This is a genomic window from Microcoleus sp. A003_D6 (assembly GCF_036702825.1).
GTDB lineage: Bacteria > Cyanobacteriota > Cyanobacteriia > Cyanobacteriales > Microcoleaceae > Microcoleus.
Genome location: NZ_JAUBWA010000115.1, coordinates 1 through 22,805, shown reverse-complemented (window position 1 = coordinate 22,805; position 22,805 = coordinate 1). Strand labels below are relative to the sequence as shown.

The following is a 22,805-nucleotide window of genomic DNA, read 5'->3' as shown; positions in this document are numbered from 1 at the left end:
GTCTGACCAGTTCTTTTTCAACAATTCTCTGAAAACCTCTTGACAAAAGACTTACAGCCTTAACTTGTCACCAATGGTTTGGTAGTGCTGTGCGAGCGATCGTGCTAGGGTAGTCGTGCCGCTCGATTCTACACCCAATACGCAGACTCGTTTGGCAAAGTAGGCTTTGGCTGGGGGAGTCAGCATTTGCCAGTGTTCGGCTAGGTGCGATCGCAATTGCGTTCCAGAAATTGGGAATTTGAGCCGTTGGCGATCGACTGCACAGTGTTGAGAACCCATCAGTTTTGCCCAAGGTTCGCCGTAATCTTCGGAAGTAAAAGCAATATCGGGTTTTCGCCCGGAAAGCACCTCCAGAGTCCTCTGAGCCCAAGGTTCGGGGGCTTCTGGCAAATCGTCGAGCACTTCGATAACTTCTGCGTCGGGATGCAAAAACCGAATCCATTCGGCTCTAACGCTTCCTGCAACTGCTTGATTTGTTTTGTAGCAAGCCAGAACGATTAAACGGTCAACCTTTTTTTTAGCTTCTCTAATTAAGTAGTCGTGTCCTTTGTGGAAGGGATAAAATTTGCCTACAGTAACACCGAGTATCATAAAGATTGCTGCTGTTTTAACTTTTGTTCCCAGTAAATCCGCTGAAAATTTTGCAGTCCGTAAATTGCCATCAACCAAAATATCGCGTACAAAATACTCGTCAGATATAGCCCGCGCGAGGCATACAAGGGAACGTAAATCGTGTCTGCAACAATCCACAAATACCAGCTTTCGAGATAGCGTTCCATCAGGTACAACTGGGCGATCGCGCTTAAGATGGTGGTAAGGGCGTCCCAAAATGGTGCGGCGCCGCCCAAAGATATTAATACTGTTCGCAAGCCAAATACAGCAACTGTAACTAAGACTGCGGTGAGGATGAGCCAGCGTTGAGAAATGCGACATACAGGTTTTTCTGTGCTGTTTTCGCCGCCCCGCAGCCAAATATAAATTGCTTGCAAGCTCGTGATTAAATAGAAGAATTGAATCGCTACTTCGCCGTAAAGTTTAACTTGATAAAACACCGCAGCGTAGGCGATAACTCCGATTAAGCCGATCCACCAGCCGAGGGGATTGTTTTTAGCAAGCAGCCAAACGCTCCAAGCAGAAGCGATCGCGGCGATCGCTTCGATTAAGTCGAGTTGGATAGGGACAAACCACTGCAATGAAAGCAGGAGCACGAAGATGCTTGCTGCGAAGCCGATTAAGTTTGGCAGGTTCGCTTTTTTCATGGCAATCCCTATTTCGGCTGGCTATATTGACTGCGAAATCAAATCCGAATCCTTCTTTTCTTTTGAGCGATCGACACTAAAGTCTTCATAGTACGATCGCTCAGTATTCACATCCCACAAATCGTGCTTTTCGCCGAGAATATTTCTCGCCGCCAGCAGCCCCGTCAGCATAGAATGGTCTTGGTTGTTGTATCGGTGCATACCGTTTCGCCCGATCGTCTGCAAATTATCAATTCCTTTCAAAAAGCCTTCAAGTACCCGCAAGTGTCCGCGATATTCGCCATCATAAACTGGATAAGCTTTCGGTTGCCGTATGACAACTCCATCTTCAACATCCGCAATTTTTGCTAAACCCAAACCAACCAACTCGCGAGTTGCTAATTCCACAAGTTCAGCGTCCGACATTTCCCAAACCTCGTCGCCTACGCTACAGAAATATTCCATTCCCAAACAACTTTTGCTAGCGTCAGGAACTAAAGCAGCACTCCAATTCTTAAAGTTTTGAATTCGCCCAACCTTAACTTCGGGAGAGTGAATGTAAATCCAGTTGTCGGGAAACAAATCCTTGCGATCGACAATCAGCGATACAATCAAAAAATCTCGATATTTGAGCGATCGCGCGGCGTGCAACACTTCTTCTGGCGGCTGCGGTTTCAGTCTTGCTACCAGCGCCGATATCGGCATACTGGTAACAAAATTATCCGCCGAATATTGAACTAATTCTCCGTTCTGCTCAGCAGTAATACTTTTAATTTTATTACCTTCACGCTCAAAGCTAATCACTTTAGTATCCAGATAAACTTTGCCCTCTTTACTTTCCACAACTTCCGCGAACTTTTCCCACATCATCCCCGGCCCCAAAGCCGGATAGTCAAACTCTTTGATTAATGTTTTAGTATCGTTGCTGCCAAACAAAGCATTAATAATTGCTGTCGTCAGCGACAGCCCCTTAATCCGCTGCGCCGCCCAATCGGCTTGAATTTCCGAACAGGGAATTCCCCAAACTTTTTCAGTATAAGTCTTAAAAAATGTTTTGTACAACCGTTCGCCAAAACGATTTATCACCCACTGTTCAAAAGTTTGTTCTTCCCGAAGCGGCCAGATTCTAACTTTCAGATAACTCAAAATAATTAGCGTACTCTCAATTATGCCCAAATTAAAGAGAGTATTGAAGGCACCGATCGGATAGTTAAAAAATTTACCTCGATAATAAATTCGCGACAATCGCGGCACTTTAATAAACTTATTTCCCAGTACCTCTTGCCACAACTGCTGTACGGCTGCAACTTTAGTATAAAAGCGGTGGCCGCCAATGTCGAAACGATAGCCTTTGTAGGTTTCTGTGCGAGCTATTCCTCCAACTTTATCACCTTTTTCTAGTACAACAGGGATGATACCTTGCTTGACTAGCTCGTAGGCAGCAGTCAAGCCCGCAGGGCCTGCACCGACGATCGCAACAGGATAATGTTTCACTCAGCCTACCTCCAGCTTTTTTTCTCGAACTATACAATTATTTATAACTTCTAAAATTGATAGATGCACCCGCGAACACCCTGAGAAACTATCGATCGACCTGATGTGAAAGGATAATTTGCCTTGATTTATTCAGCGATACTGGCAAGCTAACTTTACCAGTCAAGGGTTTTTTTTGGTATAAGTGGCGACCCGTGCCGATCGCAAATGCCAGTCCGCTGTAAAAGTAGAAAAGCCAGTGCCAGGGAATTGTTTTTAGGGCAAATAGGAGACCGTGTTTTTGCCTAAAAAATCGGTAAAGCGGTGCATTAATTGCTACTAGCGGTATTGCCAGCAAGCTAGCCAGTACCAGACAGCTCAGCGACCAGCACGTCCCCAAAATTGCCAGCAGCACTGCATAAGTTAAAATCACGCTGATGCGGTTTGAAACTTGCAAGTTGAGGTCGTTATTCAATTTGCGATCGCGCCAAATCAGTTCTGTCCAAGGCAGCGCTCGGTAGAAAAAGTCAGCTTTCACCATCCCCATCGCTTCCCAGCGCTTTAAATGCTTCACCTGCAATGTTTTGCACAGCCGAATTTTATAACCGGCTTGTTTCAAACGGTAGCCGAGCTCAATATCCTCGATCGAAGCTTGGCGGTAACTCTCATTAAAGCCGCCCATCTGCAAAAAAATTTCCCGGCGAATCACTCCGCAAGCCCCCCAAAAAGTCGAAGCTTCTTCGTTACCTGTTTGGTGTACGTAGTGGTGGAGCAAGTTCCTGTACTGCGATAGAAAATCGGGATCTCCAGGAGCATCATCGTAAGAGCCAATGAAAGCAGCTAAGTAGGGATTATTTTTGAACACCGAGCTCGCATAACCCACAGCTTCAGGACAAATTGCAACATCAGCATCCACAAAAAATAGAATATCTCCCTTTGCAGCCTGGGCACCCAAATTCCTTGCCCGCGCCGGCCCCCCGCATTCGGGAATTCTGATGACTTTGGCGCCGAATTCTTTAGCCAGACGCCAAGAACCATCGCTTTCGCCATCGGCTACTACAATAATCTCGATCGGTCTCGGTACAGCTTGAGCCAGTTTTGACAAACAGGTGCGGAAGTAAGCGCCCCCGTTGTGGACTGGGATAATCACGGATACAGTCGGGTCGGCGGTAGAAATCATTACCTAAATTATTTAATAAATCTCCCGGCAAAAAATTGCTGGAATTTTACTGGTGCTACTTTACCAAGGGTAAAATCAGCTCTGCTTTTTTGTTTATAACCCGATTTCTGTTTCAATTCAACTAAATTTTTTGCTGGCATTCTCGACTGCATTTTTTCCCATTCCTACCTGTATTCTACGCCACATCTTCCTGAGACTGACCTGATGCAGACAACAGCTTTATTAAATCTTTAAATATAGGATTGTTTTTGTAAACCTTAGAAAAAACCCCACCAGCTATTGTGTCTGAAATTGTTCCACCGCACCCGACTTTGATTTTATCTTGCACAACCAGTATAAAATCAAACCTATTTTCCTAGTATATACGGAGATACGCCGGCTGTCAGGACTTGGCCGCTACAGGTTCTTTTACAGAGCTCATCCGCGAGTGACTCCTGCACCAAGCCTGTGTCTCTACTGCCCAGTCAATCCACATTTTATGAGTTTTGGCAATATATTTTAAAATATACATCTTAAAATTTCCCACGGTGTACGATCGAGCTTTAGTCATTTGCTAACATAGCGTTAGCCCAGAGTCCTCGAACCCAAATTTTACACGCAACTGGCGATCGTCGTGCATGAACACCTCCCAAAACAATGTAAATCAGCCCTTAGTTTCAGTCATCATACCAGCTTTCAACGCTGAAAATTTTATCACTAAAACATTAGAGTCCGTCTTATCTCAAACTTATCAAAACATAGAAGTTTTAGTAGTTGACGACGGCTCTACAGATAAAACAGCCGAAATCGTCAAATTTTTTGCCCAAAAAGATAGCCGAATCCTCTTATTGCAGCAATCAAATGCAGGCGTAGCCGCCGCTCGCAACCTAGCAATAGAAAAATCCCACGGCGAATACATTGCTCCCATCGATGCCGACGATATTTGGTATCCGCAAAACCTAGAAAAACAAATAGAATGCTTAACAAAATCAGAACCCACTGTCGGAGTTGTCTATTCCTGGTCAGTTGACATCAACGAACAAGACTTGCTCACAGGCGGATTTTACAACTCCACCATCGCCGGAGAAGTTTACCAAGCATTAGTTTATAAATATTTTATCGGCAATGCCAGCTCATCCCTAATCCGCCGCGCTTGCTTTGAAAAAATCGGCGGTTACAACTGCAAATTAAAAGCAGAAAACGCTCAAGGCTGCGAAGACTGGGAACTTCACCTCCGCATCGCCGAACATTATCAATTTAAAGTAGTGCCAGAATATTTAGTTGGCTACCGGCAGATTGCCAGCAGTATGTCTTGCAACTATGCAGCAATGGCAAAAGGTCATTCTTTAATTATGGCAGAGGTCAGGCAGCGACATCCAGAAATTCCTAGCAACATTTATCGCTGGTCTAGCAGCAATTTCTACATTTATTTAGCAGTCAAAAGCAACGGCAACGGCAATTATACCAGTACATTATTTTGGCTAGCTCAAGCTTTTAAAGAAGATTTATTTATGTCACTATTGCGTCACAATCTGTACTTGCTGTCAATAACCAGCCTCTTAAAAATTATAGTCTCACCGCCCACTGAATTGGGTTTAAAATTAAAACCAGCATCAGAATCGAGTGAAGGGACGACACTTGCGAAGATTGAGACGCGGACGAAAGTTCACAGAATGCTGCCGTCGCAGGTGTATGAAAGAATGCGGTTTAATAGTTTAACAAAATGATAGGCATAAACTTTATTTGTAGGGTGCGGATTGCGGATATTACCAGGCATTAATTTTATTTGTATGGTGTGCATTGCGAACCTTTTTTCACTGCTAAAATTATCACGTCAAGCGAATTCGTAAAGCATCAATCAAACCATGTTTATTCAACCAATCTTCCACTTCAGGGGTTAAAAGACTCAAAGTGGCACCCTCATTAGCAGCAATTTTGAGAAAATCCAGCACTGCTTCAGGGACTTCATCAGCATCCAGTTTATCCCAGCATTGCTTCAATTGCTCAATTAGGCGATCGACTTTTGCAAAATCCTCAAGGCTTTCGGGAATTGAGTTAGACTCCCGAATTTGCAAATCTAAAGTTCTAATTCGTTGAATAATTGGCTTAAATGTCGAAACTTTATCCAGCACCTTCAGGACTTCCTGATTAGTGCTCGACATCTTTTCAGTTCGGTACAGCCGCCAAGCTTGAGTCAATTGCTCTCTCAGAGCTTTTTGTAATTGATTTACCGCAGAAGTAAAAATTTTGTTATTGAAATTTTCATTGTGGATAATCCACTCAGGATCTTCCTGAAATTTTGCTTCAAGATTAGCAATAAATTTCAGCAAACTGTCAGCCTTTTGAGTTAAATCAAAATTGACAATTTCTCTTTGGCGAAAAGCTCTCAAAGATTGCACCAGAGGTATAGTTCCAGTGACAGCTTGCTCAATTTGTTGTTGTCTTGATAGAAAACCCTCCAAATTCTTTGCAGACTTCTGAAGATTAATTCTCTTTTGAGACAACTCACTCAGTTGATGGGATTTTTGTAAAAGCATATTGTTTATCCTTTAATCTCACTAATTAGATTCCGCAGTTTTGCCAATCCATCTTGAATAGATTTATGGCTAGATTCTACTGTTGCACCACCTAACGCTTCTAACTCCTCAATCCGGTTATTGACCTTGCTTAGAGAAGAATCAAGAAAATTATTGGTACTATTGAGAAAGTCCGAAGATTCTGCCATTGCTTTTTGATGATTTTCGCTGAGATACTTAAGCAGCTTCCCCGGTTGACTGTCGGGATTATCTTTCTCAGTTTGCACGCGCTTCATGTTATCTACATAGCTAGAAAGCCCGATCGCCTTAAACTGTTTTACGACCGATGTTAGGTCGTCAAAACTCTTTCCACCCCCAATTACACCTGCTTTGCTTGCTTCTTTTATTGCCTGTTTTACAACATCAGCAACATCCTTTTTGTTGATATTTTCTCCTAATTCAGATACTAGAGAATGATAAACAGCGAGTTGCCGATCGCACTCCTCTTGAATCGCCTTTTCTAGCAATTCATCCACAGCTTGACGCGCTTTATCAATTTCGGGAAACTTCTCCCGAACATCTGCCGGAATTTCACATTGAGGCTGCCAACTTTTGCTAATCTGTTTCAAAGGTTCCAAAATTTGAACAGTATCAATAATTTGAAATTGTTTAGAACTTCCTTTCGTGCAAGCCGTTCGGCTGGTAATAGTTTCTAGTAAAGCTAGGGAGTGTTTTTGTAAAGTACCAAATAGCTTTTTCCAAGTAGCTGAACGATGTTCTAAATCTTTTGGCTCTAGTTTGAGAAACAAAGCATTTATCAAATCTTCAGTAGAATTGGTAGAATGTCCGGCCATTGTGGTGGCGATCGCCAGTAGCTCAACTGCCGCAGGTACAGGGCTCCAGGGTTCCCCAGACTCGCGGGGATACAGGCGAATCTGCTGGAGGACATACTGACTCCATCTTTCCAGTTGTTTAGCATAGGTGCGGAAGTAGCGATCGCCCTCCGGGAACTTCCAATGCTTGTAATAGCTGTATTGCAACATACCTTGAAAGGCGATCGCGCTTTCTCGAAACTCATCAGGATCGTCAGGATTAAGAGGAAGAGATAGTTTAACTCCAGAAATCGTCTCCCTCGTAACTTTTGGGCTGTAAAAAATTAAGTTTCGGCGCTTAAAGTATTTACTATCGCTAGCAGCAAAACTCCCCTGAAGTAGCATTTCTGTATCCCATTCAATGCGCTCAATAATAGCTGAGTAAATCAACGGTCGCAGTTCTCCAGCGATATCTTGCGGGAGAATGTCTCGGTTATTCCAGCGATCGAGAATTTGCAGTTGATTCGTCAACTTATCGGGAATTTTTTCAGTTTGAGATTGTGGCTCAACTCGATAATTACTAACCGAAGTCCTAGAGTCTTTAGCCTGCGAAACTGAGGGTCTAACTTTGGTCTGCTGCACCTTCACGCCAAGTGCAGGAATATCAAATGCGGAGTGAATTTCTGGGCGCAAATCACAAAGCTCGTTACTATCAGTCCACAAATCGAGGAGAGTTTGGCGGCGATCGTAATTTTGTTGGTCTTTGGCTTTAATATCTGCCTGAACCATTGCACTCAGCCGCATCTTGCCAAAATGTTCTCGCAGAGAAATAGCAGGAAAGTGTCCATGCTTAATATCGGAAATAAAATTTTCTAGCGTCCACTTGAGAACATCTCTAATCAAAAATCGAGGTTTAAAAGTTTCGGGGTTTACCCTAGCAAGCATCTGCTCTAAGGCTTCAGGCGTGAAGGGATACAAACCAAAACCGTCCGCTTCTCCAAAACCTGCATGACAAGCTAGTTTGTGTTCGCATTCATTACAAGCACTACTGATATCTGCTTTATCTGAATCTTCATCATTGCGAGACTTAGCCCAATCTTGAATTATTTTATCCTCTAAACGCACCGCGTTGAGATATCGAGCCACAAATTGTTTGATATCTGCATAATTGACTAAAGATTGTTGTTTTCCAACTGTACCGACATCGAGATTAACGCTAAAAGTAATCCGCTGTTTTACAGTATCTAACCTCAAACCATCAAAATAGCCCGTAGTACAAGCTAGCGCCGTTCGGATCGCGCACAAATGTTTGCCTCCTGGTTGCTGAGGCCGCGCTAAAACTGCTTCTAAAACTTCGCGATCGATGCCTTGAAATTTGACAAAATCTTCAATCAGCAAAACTAATTCTATTCCTTGCTCTGCTAGAGTTTCACGAACTTCGCGCATTAATCTTTGCAAATCTTCACGACCAAGGCTTAATACCTGCGCGATCGCTTGATCGAGATGGCGGTTTAACCACTCTACGGCTGCTTTTTGAATTTCGTCATTGCTGTATAGTTCTCTATAAAAATCTCTAGCTTTTTCCCCAGCTTTTTGAATGTATCGAATATCAAGGGGCAAGTCATTTAATGAGAACTGTCGCCGTTCGTTAACGATTTCGACCTTATCTTGGTTTCCAAGAGTATGAATAACTAATTGATGGATGATACCACCCTGTTCGAGCCAGTATTGCCGAAAAAATGGATCGTACAAAAAAGAGTCAATAGCGTCAACAAGGTATTTTTCCACTTCCGAAAGTTTAACCCGATCGCCCCGACCATTTGGGCCAACAGCAGCCGCAAGCTGATTCAGAAGTTGTTCCCGCGCTTGGGCTTCTGTCAAGCTGCTAGTGGCTCGATTTAAACGGTGCCGGTATTCATCAAAACTTGCTCCTTCCATCCCTTCTAATATTAAACTGATAATATCTTTGAGATTCGTGCCAATTCTAGGGATCAGCAAAACTCGGCGCTTCTGGGTCGATGCAATATTCGCAGCTAGCCAGCGAATCAGGTGAGATTTTCCCGTCCCGGAACTGCCTAAAACTGGCACGAAAGCGAAATCTTGTTCAGCGAGAAAGTCTTTCAGAAATTCTGACTCGCTGTAGGTAACTCGCGAAGGTGCTTCGATCAGTTCCTGGCGGTACATGGCAATTGGATGGTGAGTTGCCAGAAATATACTATCTGGAGTTTGGGTAGCCTCCACACCCATCATCACGCGGCGAACGCGATCGACATCCCAGCAAACAAATTTTGTAAAAGTCATGGTTCAACCCCTGTCAAAATAATATGAGAAAACCCTGCTTCTTTGTCGCCACTTGGAAAGACGAATAAATCAGCATCCGACTCTCGGATCAGCTTGATGTAACCATCATCCTGAAGGCGGAATAAGGCAAAAGCTGTGCTAGTTGATAAATGATTTGGTAAGCGAAAACCAATTTTTTCTTCAACTTGGTCTCGAAATTTGCCATTTTCAAACACCGGGCATTTTTTAGCTAGGCGATCGATAAACTCTCGGATTGAAAGTTTAGCTTTTGCTTCTCCTTGAAATAAATCATTTAAATTTCTTCTGAGATAAGCAGTTGGCTCAGCCACTAAATTTCTTCTGAAATAAGCCGTTGGCTCAGCCACAACAAGTTTTTTGTTTGAATCTGAAGCATGGCCCCAAGCAAACCCTAAATAACACATCCAATCCTCGACTTGACCAGACAGGGTATTGCTGGATATTTTCAAATCTAAAGACTCAGCAACTCCCTGCTCTGCGACAAGCTTTTCTACTTTTTCCCATGTATCGGGAGCATCATAAATATCCTGTGCTAAATACCATGCTATTAACCGACCTAAATCTTCTTCATCTTCGTTATCAGCAAAAAATAGCTGTACCAGCGTATCAGGTAACAAGTTATCGCCTGTCTGAGGATGTCGAAATGCTTCGGGGAGTTCAAGATTTATAGAAATATCCTCATTTTCTTCTATTAATAAACCGCACTTGATACTTTCTCGCAGTGCAGCATTAAACATCGGATGTTCGGCACTTTTGTTTTTCCCTTCTGACAATTGATCGGGAGAAAGCAGCCCAGTGAGTTTTTCCCTGTTTTCGCGCTGCTTTGGTGCTTGAAGTAAATATCTAAATATTCCTCGCATTCTACTAGGAGTAGCTAAAGCAGTTTTTAAGACGCTCATAAATTAACCTCCCGGCAAAACTGATTAAACATAAAACATCTACCTGAAAAAATATCAATGAGCTTGCGGTCAGGGCGGCTCGGATCGGGTGTATCCACAGGAAGCACGATAATCAGCGGAGCTTCAGAAGTTCTGTTGACTGACAGATAGTTGTCAGGGATAGCCTTTCCTGGCGGATGAAAGATTAGGGTAGAAATGCGCGGCATCAGAAAGGGTTGGTATTTTTCAAACAAAAATATCAAAGCATCGGTAATTTGTTTTTTTTCATTCAATATACTATCAAATTTATCACAAATTACCAAATTATTAATTCCCTGTTCGATGAACCAGTTAAAAAATTTAGGGCTTTTGAGTTGCCAATTTTTCTGCTCAAGAGACTCATAGAAAACGAGCATTAACTTATCTCCTCCTAGCAATCGTTTTAGTTCTTCACCTACAAAAAAATTCGGTTCCTGCCATACAGGTAATGGCGCGGGCAGAATTCCAGAAAATAGTGCTTCCCCGTTTTTTCGGCAAACAGGACATCCACCGCAAGCGCGAGAAACTATCACCGATTTTCTCGGTTCTGGTACTGCGCGGGCGGGTATGGTGTAAGCTTCAGCCAATATTTCGGAAATACAGCGTTTTGGCCGCAAAACCTCGCGCATTAATTGCAGGTTTTTATCGCTCCAGTTTTGGCTCTGTTTGCGAATTGGCTCTACTTTATGTTCCCAAGTTTGACGGTTGAGGTGCGATTCATCTTGGATGCGGATGAACCGGGATTTTCTGTGCAGTTTCCAAGCTTCGTTATAAGCTGTTTCTGATCTAAAGTTTCTTCTTTGCGGCGGTTCGTCCGCATCGATATTGATTAAACCCGATCGACTCATCAGCGTTAAAGTGCGGATGTTCCAAGCCTGATTCTGTTCGCTGTTCATGTCAATATCTTCTGGTTTTAAGGATGGAGGAAGATTCACGGGAACGCGAAACCGACCATCGGGGAGCATTTCTTTCTTCAAAAACATACTTTTCCACCGTTCTAAACCCCGATCGATCGTTATGGCAGATTTGTCATTAAGATATTTGGCAATGTCTAAGTCTTCATTGGTATGCAAGGTGAGCGAGATTGCTGCTTTGCCGTCTCGACCACCTCGACCGACTTCTTGATAAAAGCGATCGATAGTTTCGGGGATGCAGACATGAAGCACGGCTCGAATATCTGATTGATCCACACCCAATCCGAAGGCAGAAGTAGCCACAACTATATCAACTCGTCCTTCGCGCAAGTTTTGGATCAGTTGAAAGCGTTCTTCGGAACTGGATTCCCCGGTCATAATTGCACACCGTTTGAATCCAGCCGATAATAAATCCTGTTGCCATCGCCTGACATCTTCGCGTTTTGTGGCGTAAATAATCAGAGGGCGGGGAAGATGATAAACTGCCTCAATTAATCGCTGTTTCCTGATTTCTTCACTTTGACACCAAGCAAACCAGTAGGATGGTTCAGGTCGCAACTGTACGGCAGATATTACTTGAAAAGGGCCTGGTTTGCCAAATAAAGTTTCCAGGGTATCTAAACAGGATTCTGTTAAGGTTGCAGTCAGCAATAAAGTTGTAAAAGAAGTCCATCGCAACAAATCTATTCGCAAGCCGGGGAGTTCTTGAAAAGCGGGGCGGAATTCATCGCCCCACTGCTCCACGATATGCGTTTCATCTATTACTAAATACCGCAGCATTTCTGATTTGGCGGCTTCGTAAAGAGCAGGTGCGAGAGACTTCATCAAGCTTTCGGGTGAGGTGAAAATGATGCGCTGAGTGCCGCTGCGAATGCGATCGCGAATTTCCTGCCTTCTCTGTTGTCCTTGCCCGGATTCATCGCCATAATAGGCAGTCGCATGGTTCACAAAAGGGCTCAAAGCTCGTTCTTGGTCAATGGCTAGTGCTGTAGTTGGCACTACAACAACTGTTACACCAGCATTTTGCGATCGCAACAAAGCCGGCAGTTGAGCGCAAAGACTTTTCCCCGCTCCTGTAGGCAAATTAATCGCCAGTGTCGAATTGTCAGGAGCAGTCAAAACTGCCCGAATTGCTTCACGTTGCCCTACACTCTGATACTTCTGCAATTTAACTAATTGCAGAAACGGATCTCCCTCTACTGGCTCGTAATTGCGGCGCTTTTCCTGATTCAATACGGGTTTTTCTGGGGGATATTTTTGGGGAAAATCCAGCCAATCTGGCTGCCAAGGATGAGCGCTAATCAGATAGTAATCTGCACCTTCACCCAAAATATCGATGCCGCTTTGTTGCCACGTTTCGCGATCGGGGAAAGGGAAAGTTCGAGATACTTTCAGAGTTTGGGACATCCCACCCTGTCGCTCATCTTCCCGCCGCAAAACCTGACGGATCAGAGCCGCAATATCTCCCATTCCCGGCGCGTAAGAAGTTCCCGCAGCATCCAAAGTTTCCAGCAAGCGCCTGTGACAAGCTTCGGAAAACTGACTTAAATCCGCAGGAATCTTACCTGTTTGGAGAATTTCTCTGAGTTCTTGAAAAGAATCAGTCATCACTCATCACCCCCTTCCTGAGATGCAACCGGAGGTCGCCCAGAAACAATGATAAATCCTACAGAATCAAGCTTAATTCGGGGATGCCGAATTCCCTCTAAAATAGCTTGACTTAACGCAGTTTCTATGTTCACTTCTTTTGCTAGTAAAGAATGCGAAGTTTGTTCGCTTTCAGCCAGTCGGTTGAGGCGCAGCCGCAGTTGCTCTAGTCTATTTCCTAGTTTCTGGTCGGCGACTCGGGCGCGTTGTTCGCAGAGTGAGATGAAAAAAGTGCGATCGCGCAACAGTATTTCAGAAGTCTCGCGCGCCTGACTACACAAATCTGCCCACTTACTCTCATCAACAAACTCATTGAGCACCGATAATCGACTTTTGGCTAAATTGTAATCTCGCGAGGAACGAGAAATTTTACCCTTGTACGAACCTTGCAGAATCTTCAAAATAGCTTCATCTTCAACAATGCTCATTGGTTCGTACCGAGCATCAAGAAAAATTGTCTCTACAATTGGGGGAAATAGCGCATCTGTGCGTCGCTTCAGAGATTTAAATTTACTACTATCCTGCCCTAAATCTGTTAAAACTTGCTGGGCTATTTCCAAATTAGCCTCGACTACATAATTAAAGCGAAAACCGAACCATTCCATCCCTTCTCCAGCATCCCAAGATTCATCCCACCGCCACATCGCAAAGGCTTGACCTCGGTCATCCCAATGAATATAAGATGCTAGCCCTTCCACAAATCCTTCCCCAATACGGTAGAGATTGACACCAGGATGTTGAGTTGATATTCTCCGATTATAAGTACCAGATATTTCTCCACAATCAACAAAGTGAGTTCTTAGATCGTGAATTGGAATTAAAGTGCGCGCAGTATGTTGATAATGCTGCACTTTTGCTAAATTCAAATCGTCAATTTGCTTGAATCGTAGCGCTTGACAAATCCAGTCTTCAGTTGCTTGTTTAATTTCTTGATGGCCTGCGTCATAATCATCTAAAGCTTGAAAATACTCGGTAGCATTTTCATCCTGAGCATCAATTTCATCTAAAGCGTTTTGTTCGCTAATTTTCACCTGTTCCTCAGCAATTCCTTGCCGGATTGAGTCAATTTTTTCTAAAATTCCGCTAGCGCCAGCTTGAAACAGCACGGCTTCAAGTTCCGGCAGTTTTTCATCTACATAAAACTGAAGACTGGCAATTGATTGATTAAAAATGCCGAAACCACTTTTTAATAATTCATACCAAGCACTGTGAGGGCTATCTTCTAAGTCTGCACCTGCAAATACTGTAAACTGAACATTCATCGGACGACCAATGCGATCGATCCTGCCAATCCTTTGTTCTAAACGATTTGGCGACCAAGGAATATCGAAATTAATCATCCAATTTACAAATTGGAAGTTGCGGCCTTCTTCACCAGAGGAATCACAAACAAGGATAAAACATTTTGGGTCGTTTTTGAACCGAGCGAGGTTTTTTTCAACCTGAGAGCGTTCCATCCCTAATTGATGGCTAGCTACAGTTTCTTGACCAAAAGTATCTGATAAGTACCGGAAAATTTCTGTACCTGTTTTGACAAAACTGGTGAAAATGACAATTTTAGGTAAGGTATCTCCCGGTACTGGTCTGCGAAGTCGCTGTTGCAATTGTTCGAGCAATTTATGAAGGTTGCTGCGATAAGATTGGAGTTTGAAACACTCAGATAAATGATAGATTAGAACTATCTTGAGTAATTCGATGCGATCGCCATCTTCTGAAGGTTCTTGAATAATTTGCAGCAAAGATTGCAGGATTTCTGCTTCTCCTGAAAATTTGGGAGTTTCACTCAAAATTCTGGCGCTATCAATTCCAAATTCCTGAATGATGCCAGCATGGGAGATACAACTTAAACGTACTTCAACTATCTGTTGCAAGATTCCCAGCCAAGTACCAGCAGCACGGAATAACAGCATAAAAATGTGCTGATATTGTTGTTCTTTGGGGGCGATAGTGCGCCATTCGTCGATGAGTTCGTGAATTTGGGGCGATCGCTCATCTAATTCATATTCGACTTTTGGTATGATATTGCGATCGAAAATTACATCTTCTACGGAAGCGCGACGGTTGCGGAGCATTCGACGGTGCAAGCGATAGGTGTCGCTGATGTGGGTGCGAATGGATCGCACAATTCGATCGCGATCGCCCGCAGGTGTTTCTTTAGCCTGCAAGCAAATTTGCAACTGATCTGCGAGGTTTAGCAGATACGGATCTTCAGCAAACAGATTTCGCAGTTGGTTGAGGTTAGTTTTAATAACAAAAGGATTTGCTCCTTCCTTAAATGAGAGTAAAACTCGACCAATTTGTTGGCGGTTTTGCACCCTCGCACGAAAACCTTCCAAATCGTTAAGTTGATAGGTTATTGGATCTAGCAAGTGCAGCATCGCCAGGAAATCTTGCTCGTGATTGAGAACTGGGGTTGCAGATAATAGGAGTAGGCGATCGCTTTGATGAGCGAGGTGTTTGCAAGTCTCGAAAAGCCCGCGCTTCGCCGAATCTGAAGAGGTAGCCATTGCTGCGACGTGATGCGCTTCATCTAAGATTAAAAAGCCTAAATCGGCATTCGGGCTGATTCGATCGACATTTTCTACTGCAAGCACCTGCACTCGATTGTCCGAGGGAGAAATATAAAATTTATTTTCTAATTCTTGAAGCCATTGTTCCTGCAGGTATTGCGGTACTAATACCACAGCCCGTCCCTGGGGGTAGTCGAGAAGATATTGGCGAAGAATAGCACCAGATTCGATCGTTTTTCCCAGTCCAACTTCATCGGCTAACAGGTAACGTTGAATAGGATCTTCTAGTACGCGCCGGACAACTTCAACTTGATGGGGATAAAGCTCAATATTGGCAGAAATCAGTCCTGTCATGCCGCGACTGACAGCGCGTTGTTGAGTCAGACACTTGACAAAAGCTAAACGTCGATCGTGAAAGTAAGGTGTTTCTTGACCTTTCAGCGCTATAATTGCGATCGGATCTTCAATGGGGATATTGCAACGCACGCAAACATCTCGTTCAAAGGCGAATTCTGTTTGGCGATCGGGTAAGTCAATCTCGTATCGACAGCTATCTTCATCCCAAGCAAAAATCCGACCAACCCTCCAAGTTTGTTTGCTTTGAGACCAGAAATAGCACCTCGTCTGAGGTTGTAGCCTAACTCGAACGAGCCAACTTAAGGCTAAGGTTCGTTCTATCCGGTTCCCCACCGAACAAAAATACTCAACTAAGGCATCTGAATTAGATATTTTAACAACTTTTCCTATACCGAGGTCATTGTTGCGCGATCGCACCAGACAACCAAGCTCGATCATAATTCCGGTCTCCTCAGAGCGATCGGTTGCTTTGCAAAAAACTTCGCCAACGCTATAGCACTTGAGTCGATCGATCAAACAATGAATTTTCTTGTGGCTAATAGTAGCAGCAATCGTGCTATTACTTACCTCAACAATTTATACTGTGCCACTTTTACTGCATTGCTGCATGATTATTTAATATTTCTTGACAAACCCAGCAATTATAAACTCATAGCAGCAGAGGGAATGCAGCAATCTCAATAAATGCGGCTCTTTGCGCTTTACCGTATCAAACCGATATCGAGGCAATATTTGATACCGTAAAAGCCTTTGACACCTTGCACTCTTGTTGCACGGTTTTCGGCTCAATGTCTGAGGTTATGTTGAGAAGCGCACTCGGAATCCAGCAGTCGATCGCAAAAAACCCGGTTTCTGCAACAGGGACGCATCCGAGGCCCAGAAACCGAGTTTTTGACCAAAATCAAAATATCTAAACCAGTATTTTCCTAAAAAACCCGGTTTCTAACCATCAGAGTTTAACTTCCGTACAAAGAATCTAAGCGTGAGAAGCTGTAGCAGTTTTAGCTTTTGGCTGCTTACCGTCCGGCGAAATAGATTCCCCTTCAATAAACGATCGCAACATCCAAGCCATTTGTTCGTGCTGTTCCATCAAACCAGTCAAAAAGTCTGCGGTTCCGTCATCCTTAAACTCTTCACCGCACTGTTCGACGTGTTGGCGGAGATTGCGAATAATCAGTTCGTGGTCGTCAACTAAACGCGCTACCATTTCCGTAGCCAAAGGCAAATCGCCGATATGTTCTTTAATCGAACCATACTTCAGAAAACCCTCAGCAGTACCAATTGGATAGCCACCTAAAGTTCTCACCCGTTCCGCCATAGCATCGATATTTACTGTTAACGCCTGGTAGTGTTCTTCCCACAACTGGTGGAGCGATCGAAACTGCGGGCCCACTACATCCCAGTGATACTTTTTGGTTTTGATTAACAGCAGATAAGCATCGGACAGGTCGTGATTCAACAGTTCGATAACGCCTGCACGTTGCTCGTCAGATAGACCTATGTTTAACTTACGCATTGAAACTGTTCCCTTAACTCTCTGTTTACATTTATTAGAACAAATATTGCCAGCCGCTGACATCAACCCAGAGGACGATCGCACGCTGGTACAATAGCTGCATTTCAGGTTAAAGTAATCGCAATATAGATACCCTTAGATAGATGCAATGAAACTTTTTGTTCCGGGCCGCCTTTGTCTGTTTGGCGAACACAGCGATTGGGCAGCCACTTATCGCCCCCTCAATCCTGCTATAGCAAAAGGCTACACTCTGATAGCCAGTACAAATCAAGGAATTTATGCTGAAGTTAGCCCACATCCCACACACTTGATTTTGCGGGCTGCTTTAAATGACGGCACCAAAATAGAAGCTGCACTCCTGATGGAAAAAAATTGTCTGCTTGCCGAAGCACAAACAGGAACTTTTTTCAGTTATGCAGCCGGTGTTGCGGCTCAATTTCTCACCTATCACCGCGTGGGAGGAGTAGAGATTGACAATTATTTAACAGATTTACCAATTCAGAAAGGCTTGTCTTCCAGCGCCGCAATTTGCGTGTTAGTAGCCCGCGCTTTTAACCGCTTATACGATTTAAAAATGAACGTGCGCGGCGAAATGGAAATGGCTTATTTAGGCGAGACTGCCACACCTTCGCGCTGCGGCCGCATGGATCAGGGTTGTGCCTATGGAAATCGCCCGATCATGATGATTTTTGACGGTTCTCAAATGGATGTTGTTGAGCTAAAAGTTACCAAAGATTTGTTTTTGGTGCTCGTAGATTTGGGTGCTAGCAAAAACACTCAAGAAATTCTAGCAAGTTTGAATCAGGCTTACCCATTTGCTGCGAATGAAGTTCAAGAAAACGTGCAGCAATATCTCGGTGCGATTAGTTGGAGAATTACGCAAGATGCGGCCGCAGCTTTACAGCAGGGAGATGCGGTTAAACTCGGCGAGTTGATGAAAGTTGCCCAGAGGGAATTTGACAAGCATTTAATCCCCGCTTGTCCGGGGCAGTTAACTGCTGCTGTTTTGCACGAACTTTTGAACTATCCACCGATTCAGCCTTATATTTTGGGCGGGAAGGGAGTAGGTTCTCAAGGAGATGGCACGGCGCAGTTTATAGTTAAAGATGCAGAAAGTCAACGGCAGGTTATCGAGATTATTGCACGGGATTTTCCTCAGATGAATTGTGTGAAACTGAAAATAAGTTGAAAAGAAAGACCGATTTAGGGAAGCTTCAAATTATTCAATAGAGCAATTGCCAAAATCGGAAAATACCCTGAAATCATCTGCGTCAATCAGTGTTTATCTGCCCGATATCTGCGGTTTCTCTATCGAAAGCAGACTTCTGCAATGCAAGTCTAATCTAAAATCTAAAATCTAAAATCTAAAATCTAAAATCCTATGACAATCCGTTCTCAGTACAGAGTCCGCAAAGCGGTGATTCCGGCCGCCGGTTTTGGCACTCGGATGTTTCCGGCTACTAAGGCAGTGAAGAAGGAATTCTTTCCAATTATCGATCGCGACGGCCGCGCCAAACCGATAATTTTGGCAATTGTGGAAGAAGCTTTGAGCGCCGGAATCGAAGAAGTTGGTATAGTTGTGCAAAATGGCGATCGCGCTTTTTTTGAAGATTTCTTTAAAGCCCCTCCGTCTCCCCAACTTTTCCAAAAACTGTCTGTGCAAAATCAGGATTATAGTAAATATTTACAAAATGTGGGACAGAAAGTTACAATTCTTACTCAAGATGTTCAGGAAGGATTCGGCCACGCGGTATATTGTGCTAGAGAATGGACGAACAGCGAGCCATTTTTGCTGCTGTTGGGCGACCACATTTACTTGTCGGACACTGCAAACTCTTGCGCGCGCCAGCTATTGGATATTTACTCGCAAGTGCAGCAAAGCGTAATTGGTTTGAGAGTAACACAAGCTGAGGTAATTCATCACTACGGCTGTGCGGCGGGAGTTTGGCAGGAACAAGATGCTATTTTGTCTGTGACGCAAGTTTACGAAAAGCCGGATATCGAGTATGCGCGGCAGCATTTAAGCGTAGAAGGCATGGCGGAGGATTTATTTTTAACTATGTTTGGGATGTATGTCCTGGATTCTAAAATTTTTGATTATTTGGCAGAACATATTAATGCTAATTTTCGAGAAAGAGGCGAATTTCAGTTAACGTCGTGTTTGGATAAGTTGCGGAAGTTCGAGGGAATGGCTGGTTATGTTGTGCGAGGGCGGTGTTTTGACACGGGATTGCCGGATGTTTACCGGCAGACTCTGATTGATTTTGCCATATCTGAGGGGGCGATCGGCTAATGGGCCTTAAAATTAGACTTGCATTGCCTCCCCAAGCTCGCCATAACAGGAAATTATCTGCGTTTATTCGCGTCAATCTGCCTTAAATCTGCGGTTGACAGCCATCATTCATTCCCCAATCCCAAATCGAAAATCGAAAATCCCCAATCGTAATACCTGCCGCTGCACCGCAGCCTCATCAGCTACATTCCTTAATTCTCCGTTGTAGGCAGCCCCCAAATCACAATAATTGTAACGAAATATTACAAACTGACGCTAAAGCAGCATAGAGGCTTGACAGCAAAGAATTAAGCGGCTAATCTGATATACATACCCGGGTAAGTCAATTCACTGTCATATGCAAGAAAAGCAAAAAGTTACACTGTATCTTCCACCTGAACTGCATCGCCAGCTCAAAATCAAAGCCGCAGTCGAAACAGAACCGATGTCATCAATTGCAGAAAGGGCAATAGTCTTTTACCTAGGAAACCCCGAACTGGTTGACGAAGTAGAAGCCTCCTACGGACAAACCCATCGGGTATACAACTGTCCAGAATGCACGGGTTCTGTAGTAATGCGAGATGGAGAACTGGCATCCCTCAAAAGTCAGCCGAGCTTATTGGCTGAGCAGGATCTTCCAGTAAAGCAAGTGTCGGGCGTCAGTGCCAGCACAGCCCAACCGGGAGAGGAAGAATTGGTTCCCTGCTAAGAATGCCTTGCTTTCCCAAAAAGCCAGAACTGAAAATTTCAGTAAGAGGCTAATGGCAGCATTGAGATTCAGCAAAGATAGCACCGTCTCTAGTGGGTCGAGGAATATGCAAGAAGAGATCAGTATTCTAATCCAAGCTCAATATCCTCTGATCTACCTCGTGACATCCGAGGAAGAGCGGTGTGAGCAAGCAATTTCGACAATAGCTCAAGCCAAACCACAGCGACGAGTATTTATCTGGACTGTAACTCACGGCATTGTGGAGTACGGTCAACCCCGCACCACCACCCAGCACAACACAGTCTCGCCAGAGGCAGCAATTGAATGGGTGATCAGGCAGCGAGAACCCAACAGCAACGCTAGCATCTACATTTTCAAAGATTTGCATCCTTTTATAGATTCTCCTCCGGTAACGAGGTGGTTGCGCGATGCGATCGCCAACTTCAAAGGAACGCAAAAGACAATTATACTGATGTCTCCTTTGCAGCAAATTCCGATCGAGCTAGAAAAGGAAGTAGTGGTATTAGACTTCGCGCTCCCAGACATGAAGGAACTAAACCAAGTATTGTCTGGCCAGTTGGAGCAAACAAAATCGCGACGCATTACCACAGAAGCGCGAGAAAAACTTTTAAAAGCAGCCTTGGGATTGACTAAGGACGAAGCTGAAAAAGTTTATCGCAAAGCCCAAGTTTCCACAGGACAGTTAACAGAAAAAGAAGTAGACATAGTTCTGTCGGAGAAAAAGCAATTAATTCGGCGCAACGGCATTCTAGAGTTCATTGAAGAAGACGAAACCCTGGATGCAGTCGGCGGGTTAGAAGAGCTGAAGCGGTGGCTCAGACAGCGTTCCAACGCCTTTACAGAAAGGGCGAGAGAATACGGTCTGCCCCAACCAAAAGGGATGTTAATTCTCGGCGTACCCGGATGCGGAAAATCGCTGATTGCCAAGACTACCTCCCGCCTTTGGGGACTGCCTCTGCTGAGGCTAGATATGGGTAGAGTCTACGATGGCTCGATGGTGGGTCGATCGGAAGCCAACCTCCGCAACGCCCTCAAAACCGCAGAATCCATCTCTCCAGCCATCCTCTTCATCGACGAACTAGACAAAGCCTTTGCAGGAGGAACTGGTTCGGCCGACTCAGACGGAGGCACCTCCAGCCGGATTTTCGGTTCCTTCCTCACTTGGATGCAAGAAAAGACTTCCCCAGTCTTCGTAATGGCAACAGCCAACCGAATCGAGCGGTTGCCGGGGGAATTCTTGAGGAAAGGCAGGTTCGACGAACTCTTCTTTGTTGACCTGCCTACCAAAGAAGAACGCCAAGATATATTCAAGATTCACCTGTCAAAGCGTCGTCGGGACATCTCTCGCTTCGATTTAGAGCAACTTTCCAACGTTTCCGACGGATTTTCAGGTGCAGAAATTGAGCAAGGGCTAGTAGCAGCAATGTACGAAGCCTTCGCTCAAGATAGAGAATTTACGCAGCTAGACATCATCGCGGCCATTAAATCTACATTGCCACTGTCTAAAACCATGACCGAACAGGTGACTGCCCTGCGGGATTGGGCTAGACAGCGCGCACGGCCCGCTGCGTCTTCCGTCGCTGAATACCAGCGAATGGAATTCTAAAAGCTTTCTCCTGGTCCAAACAGGAGCAAAGGCTAGCAACAGCTAGCAGTTCGATTGAAAAGCCGCCCAGCGGCACCGTTAAATCCAGACCGTTGTTGTTTCTCTCTCAGTTTTATTAGGAGGAAATCCAATGTCTCACTTTAGCACTCTGCGTACCAAAATCACCGATGCCGAAATCCTGAAAGCTTCCCTGCGCGACTTGGGCATTTCAGTCAAGTCCGAAGCTGATGTTCGCGGCTATAACGGTCAGCGCGTTCGCTCCGACATCGTGGCGATTCTCGAAGGCGAATACGACCTGGGTTGGTCTCGCAATAGCGACGGTTCCTTTGACTTGATTGCCGACCTCTGGGGCGTAGCCAAAAAGCACAATCAAACTGAGTTAATCAACTCCATCAACCAGAAGTACGCAGTTAACAAGACCTTGGCAGCAGTCAAGCAGCGCGGTTTGCAAAACGCCAACGTCAAGCTGGTAGTGCAAAACTAATCGCTCGGCGCGATGCTCCAAGCTCGCGGGTTAACCAAACGGGTTAACCCGTTTTTACCTAGCTAGGATGTAGAGCGGGGTTGTTGGGCCGCCACATACTTTTTTAGCACCCCCAAGCAGCAGCTCTCAATCTGAGAGCTGCTGCTTTAATGATTGGCCACCTAGGGCTTGCTGAAAAAGTCAGAAAACAGCCTTTAGAAAGATGAGTGAATTTGCTATTATCCATTGGTGACAAGTTAAGACTTAATTGCATTTGTCAATCAGTAATATTACTCAAAAAAACTGCTTTTTGAGGAGTGGAAAATTCACGATTTGAGAGGGAGTAGGTATAAATA

Annotated in this window: 18 protein-coding genes; 7 read left to right on the top strand and 11 right to left on the bottom strand. The window is 44.4% G+C overall.

Annotated features, from left to right (window positions below; translation table 11 throughout):
- Positions 1–51 precede the first annotated feature (51 nt).
- The 5 genes from QUB70_RS25295 to QUB70_RS25275 form a co-directional block, all read right to left on the bottom strand.
- Positions 52–591 carry an adenylyltransferase/cytidyltransferase family protein gene (locus QUB70_RS25295; RefSeq protein WP_332984185.1) on the bottom strand — a complete coding sequence of 180 codons (540 nt, stop codon included), beginning with the start codon at positions 589–591 and terminating at the stop codon, positions 52–54.
- Positions 588–1,259 carry a nicotinamide riboside transporter PnuC gene (pnuC, locus tag QUB70_RS25290; protein WP_332984184.1) on the bottom strand — a complete coding sequence of 224 codons (672 nt, stop codon included), beginning with the start codon at positions 1,257–1,259 and terminating at the stop codon, positions 588–590. The genes QUB70_RS25295 and pnuC overlap by 4 nt, the downstream gene beginning before the upstream one ends.
- Before the next feature lie 21 nt (positions 1,260–1,280).
- Positions 1,281–2,732: an NAD(P)/FAD-dependent oxidoreductase gene (locus tag QUB70_RS25285; RefSeq protein WP_332984183.1), complete on the bottom strand. Its 1,452-nt coding sequence runs from the start codon at positions 2,730–2,732 to the stop codon at positions 1,281–1,283.
- A gap of 88 nt (positions 2,733–2,820) precedes the next feature.
- Positions 2,821–3,891: a glycosyltransferase gene (locus QUB70_RS25280; protein ID WP_332984182.1), complete on the bottom strand. Its 1,071-nt coding sequence runs from the start codon at positions 3,889–3,891 to the stop codon at positions 2,821–2,823.
- An 8-nt stretch (positions 3,892–3,899) separates the two neighbouring features.
- On the bottom strand, positions 3,900–4,031 hold the full coding sequence (locus QUB70_RS25275) for a hypothetical protein (protein ID WP_332984181.1): 132 nt from the start codon (positions 4,029–4,031) through the stop codon (positions 3,900–3,902).
- Between the two features lie 477 nt (positions 4,032–4,508).
- Here QUB70_RS25275 and QUB70_RS25270 point away from each other — a divergent pair, with 477 nt between their 5' ends.
- Positions 4,509–5,597 carry a glycosyltransferase family 2 protein gene (locus QUB70_RS25270; RefSeq protein WP_332984179.1) on the top strand — a complete coding sequence of 363 codons (1,089 nt, stop codon included), beginning with the start codon at positions 4,509–4,511 and terminating at the stop codon, positions 5,595–5,597.
- A 102-nt stretch (positions 5,598–5,699) separates the two neighbouring features.
- Here QUB70_RS25270 and QUB70_RS25265 read toward each other — a convergent pair whose 3' ends face one another.
- Genes QUB70_RS25265 through dpdE form a run of 5 tightly spaced genes read right to left on the bottom strand, consistent with a single transcriptional unit; the run spans position 5,700 to position 16,378 of the window.
- Positions 5,700–6,407 (bottom strand): hypothetical protein, encoded by a 708-nt coding sequence (locus QUB70_RS25265; RefSeq protein ID WP_332984178.1) that lies wholly within the window; start codon positions 6,405–6,407, stop codon positions 5,700–5,702.
- 5 nt (positions 6,408–6,412) lie between these two features.
- The gene (gene dpdH, locus QUB70_RS25260) at positions 6,413–9,499 is read right to left on the bottom strand and encodes a protein DpdH (RefSeq protein WP_332984176.1); all 3,087 of its coding nucleotides are present in this window, start codon (positions 9,497–9,499) and stop codon (positions 6,413–6,415) included.
- The gene (gene dpdG, locus QUB70_RS25255) at positions 9,496–10,416 is read right to left on the bottom strand and encodes a protein DpdG (protein WP_332984175.1); all 921 of its coding nucleotides are present in this window, start codon (positions 10,414–10,416) and stop codon (positions 9,496–9,498) included. Before dpdG ends, dpdH begins: the two co-directional genes overlap by 4 nt.
- A complete protein-coding gene (dpdF, locus tag QUB70_RS25250) occupies positions 10,413–12,956 on the bottom strand; it encodes a protein DpdF (protein ID WP_332984174.1) in 2,544 nt (847 codons plus the stop codon). The genes dpdG and dpdF overlap by 4 nt, the downstream gene beginning before the upstream one ends.
- Positions 12,956–16,378, bottom strand: a complete 3,423-nt coding sequence (gene dpdE, locus QUB70_RS25245) for a protein DpdE (RefSeq protein WP_332984172.1) — start codon at positions 16,376–16,378, stop codon at positions 12,956–12,958. The genes dpdF and dpdE overlap by 1 nt, the downstream gene beginning before the upstream one ends.
- Positions 16,379–16,381: 3 nt before the next feature.
- Here dpdE and QUB70_RS25240 point away from each other — a divergent pair, with 3 nt between their 5' ends.
- Complete coding sequence (locus QUB70_RS25240; protein ID WP_332984171.1) at positions 16,382–16,546, top strand: hypothetical protein; 165 nt, start codon at positions 16,382–16,384, stop codon at positions 16,544–16,546.
- Between the two features lie 292 nt (positions 16,547–16,838).
- On the opposite strand, the gene QUB70_RS25235 is transcribed toward QUB70_RS25240, so the two are convergent.
- Positions 16,839–17,378 carry a Dps family protein gene (locus tag QUB70_RS25235; protein WP_332984170.1) on the bottom strand — a complete coding sequence of 180 codons (540 nt, stop codon included), beginning with the start codon at positions 17,376–17,378 and terminating at the stop codon, positions 16,839–16,841.
- Between the two features lie 148 nt (positions 17,379–17,526).
- Between QUB70_RS25235 and QUB70_RS25230 the strand changes: the two genes are divergently transcribed.
- From QUB70_RS25230 to QUB70_RS25210, 5 genes are all read left to right on the top strand, one after another.
- Positions 17,527–18,567, top strand: a complete 1,041-nt coding sequence (locus QUB70_RS25230) for a mevalonate kinase family protein (RefSeq protein ID WP_332984169.1) — start codon at positions 17,527–17,529, stop codon at positions 18,565–18,567.
- Between the two features lie 192 nt (positions 18,568–18,759).
- Positions 18,760–19,671, top strand: coding sequence for a UTP--glucose-1-phosphate uridylyltransferase (locus tag QUB70_RS25225; RefSeq protein ID WP_332984168.1), 912 nt, complete (start codon positions 18,760–18,762; stop codon positions 19,669–19,671).
- Positions 19,672–20,008: 337 nt separating this feature from the next.
- A complete protein-coding gene (locus QUB70_RS25220) occupies positions 20,009–20,359 on the top strand; it encodes a hypothetical protein (RefSeq protein WP_332984167.1) in 351 nt (116 codons plus the stop codon).
- A gap of 106 nt (positions 20,360–20,465) precedes the next feature.
- Complete coding sequence (gene ycf46, locus QUB70_RS25215; protein WP_332984166.1) at positions 20,466–21,986, top strand: stress-responsive protein Ycf46; 1,521 nt, start codon at positions 20,466–20,468, stop codon at positions 21,984–21,986.
- 130 nt (positions 21,987–22,116) lie between these two features.
- Positions 22,117–22,470, top strand: a complete 354-nt coding sequence (locus QUB70_RS25210; protein ID WP_006635781.1) for a DUF1257 domain-containing protein — start codon at positions 22,117–22,119, stop codon at positions 22,468–22,470.
- Positions 22,471–22,805 lie beyond the last annotated feature (335 nt).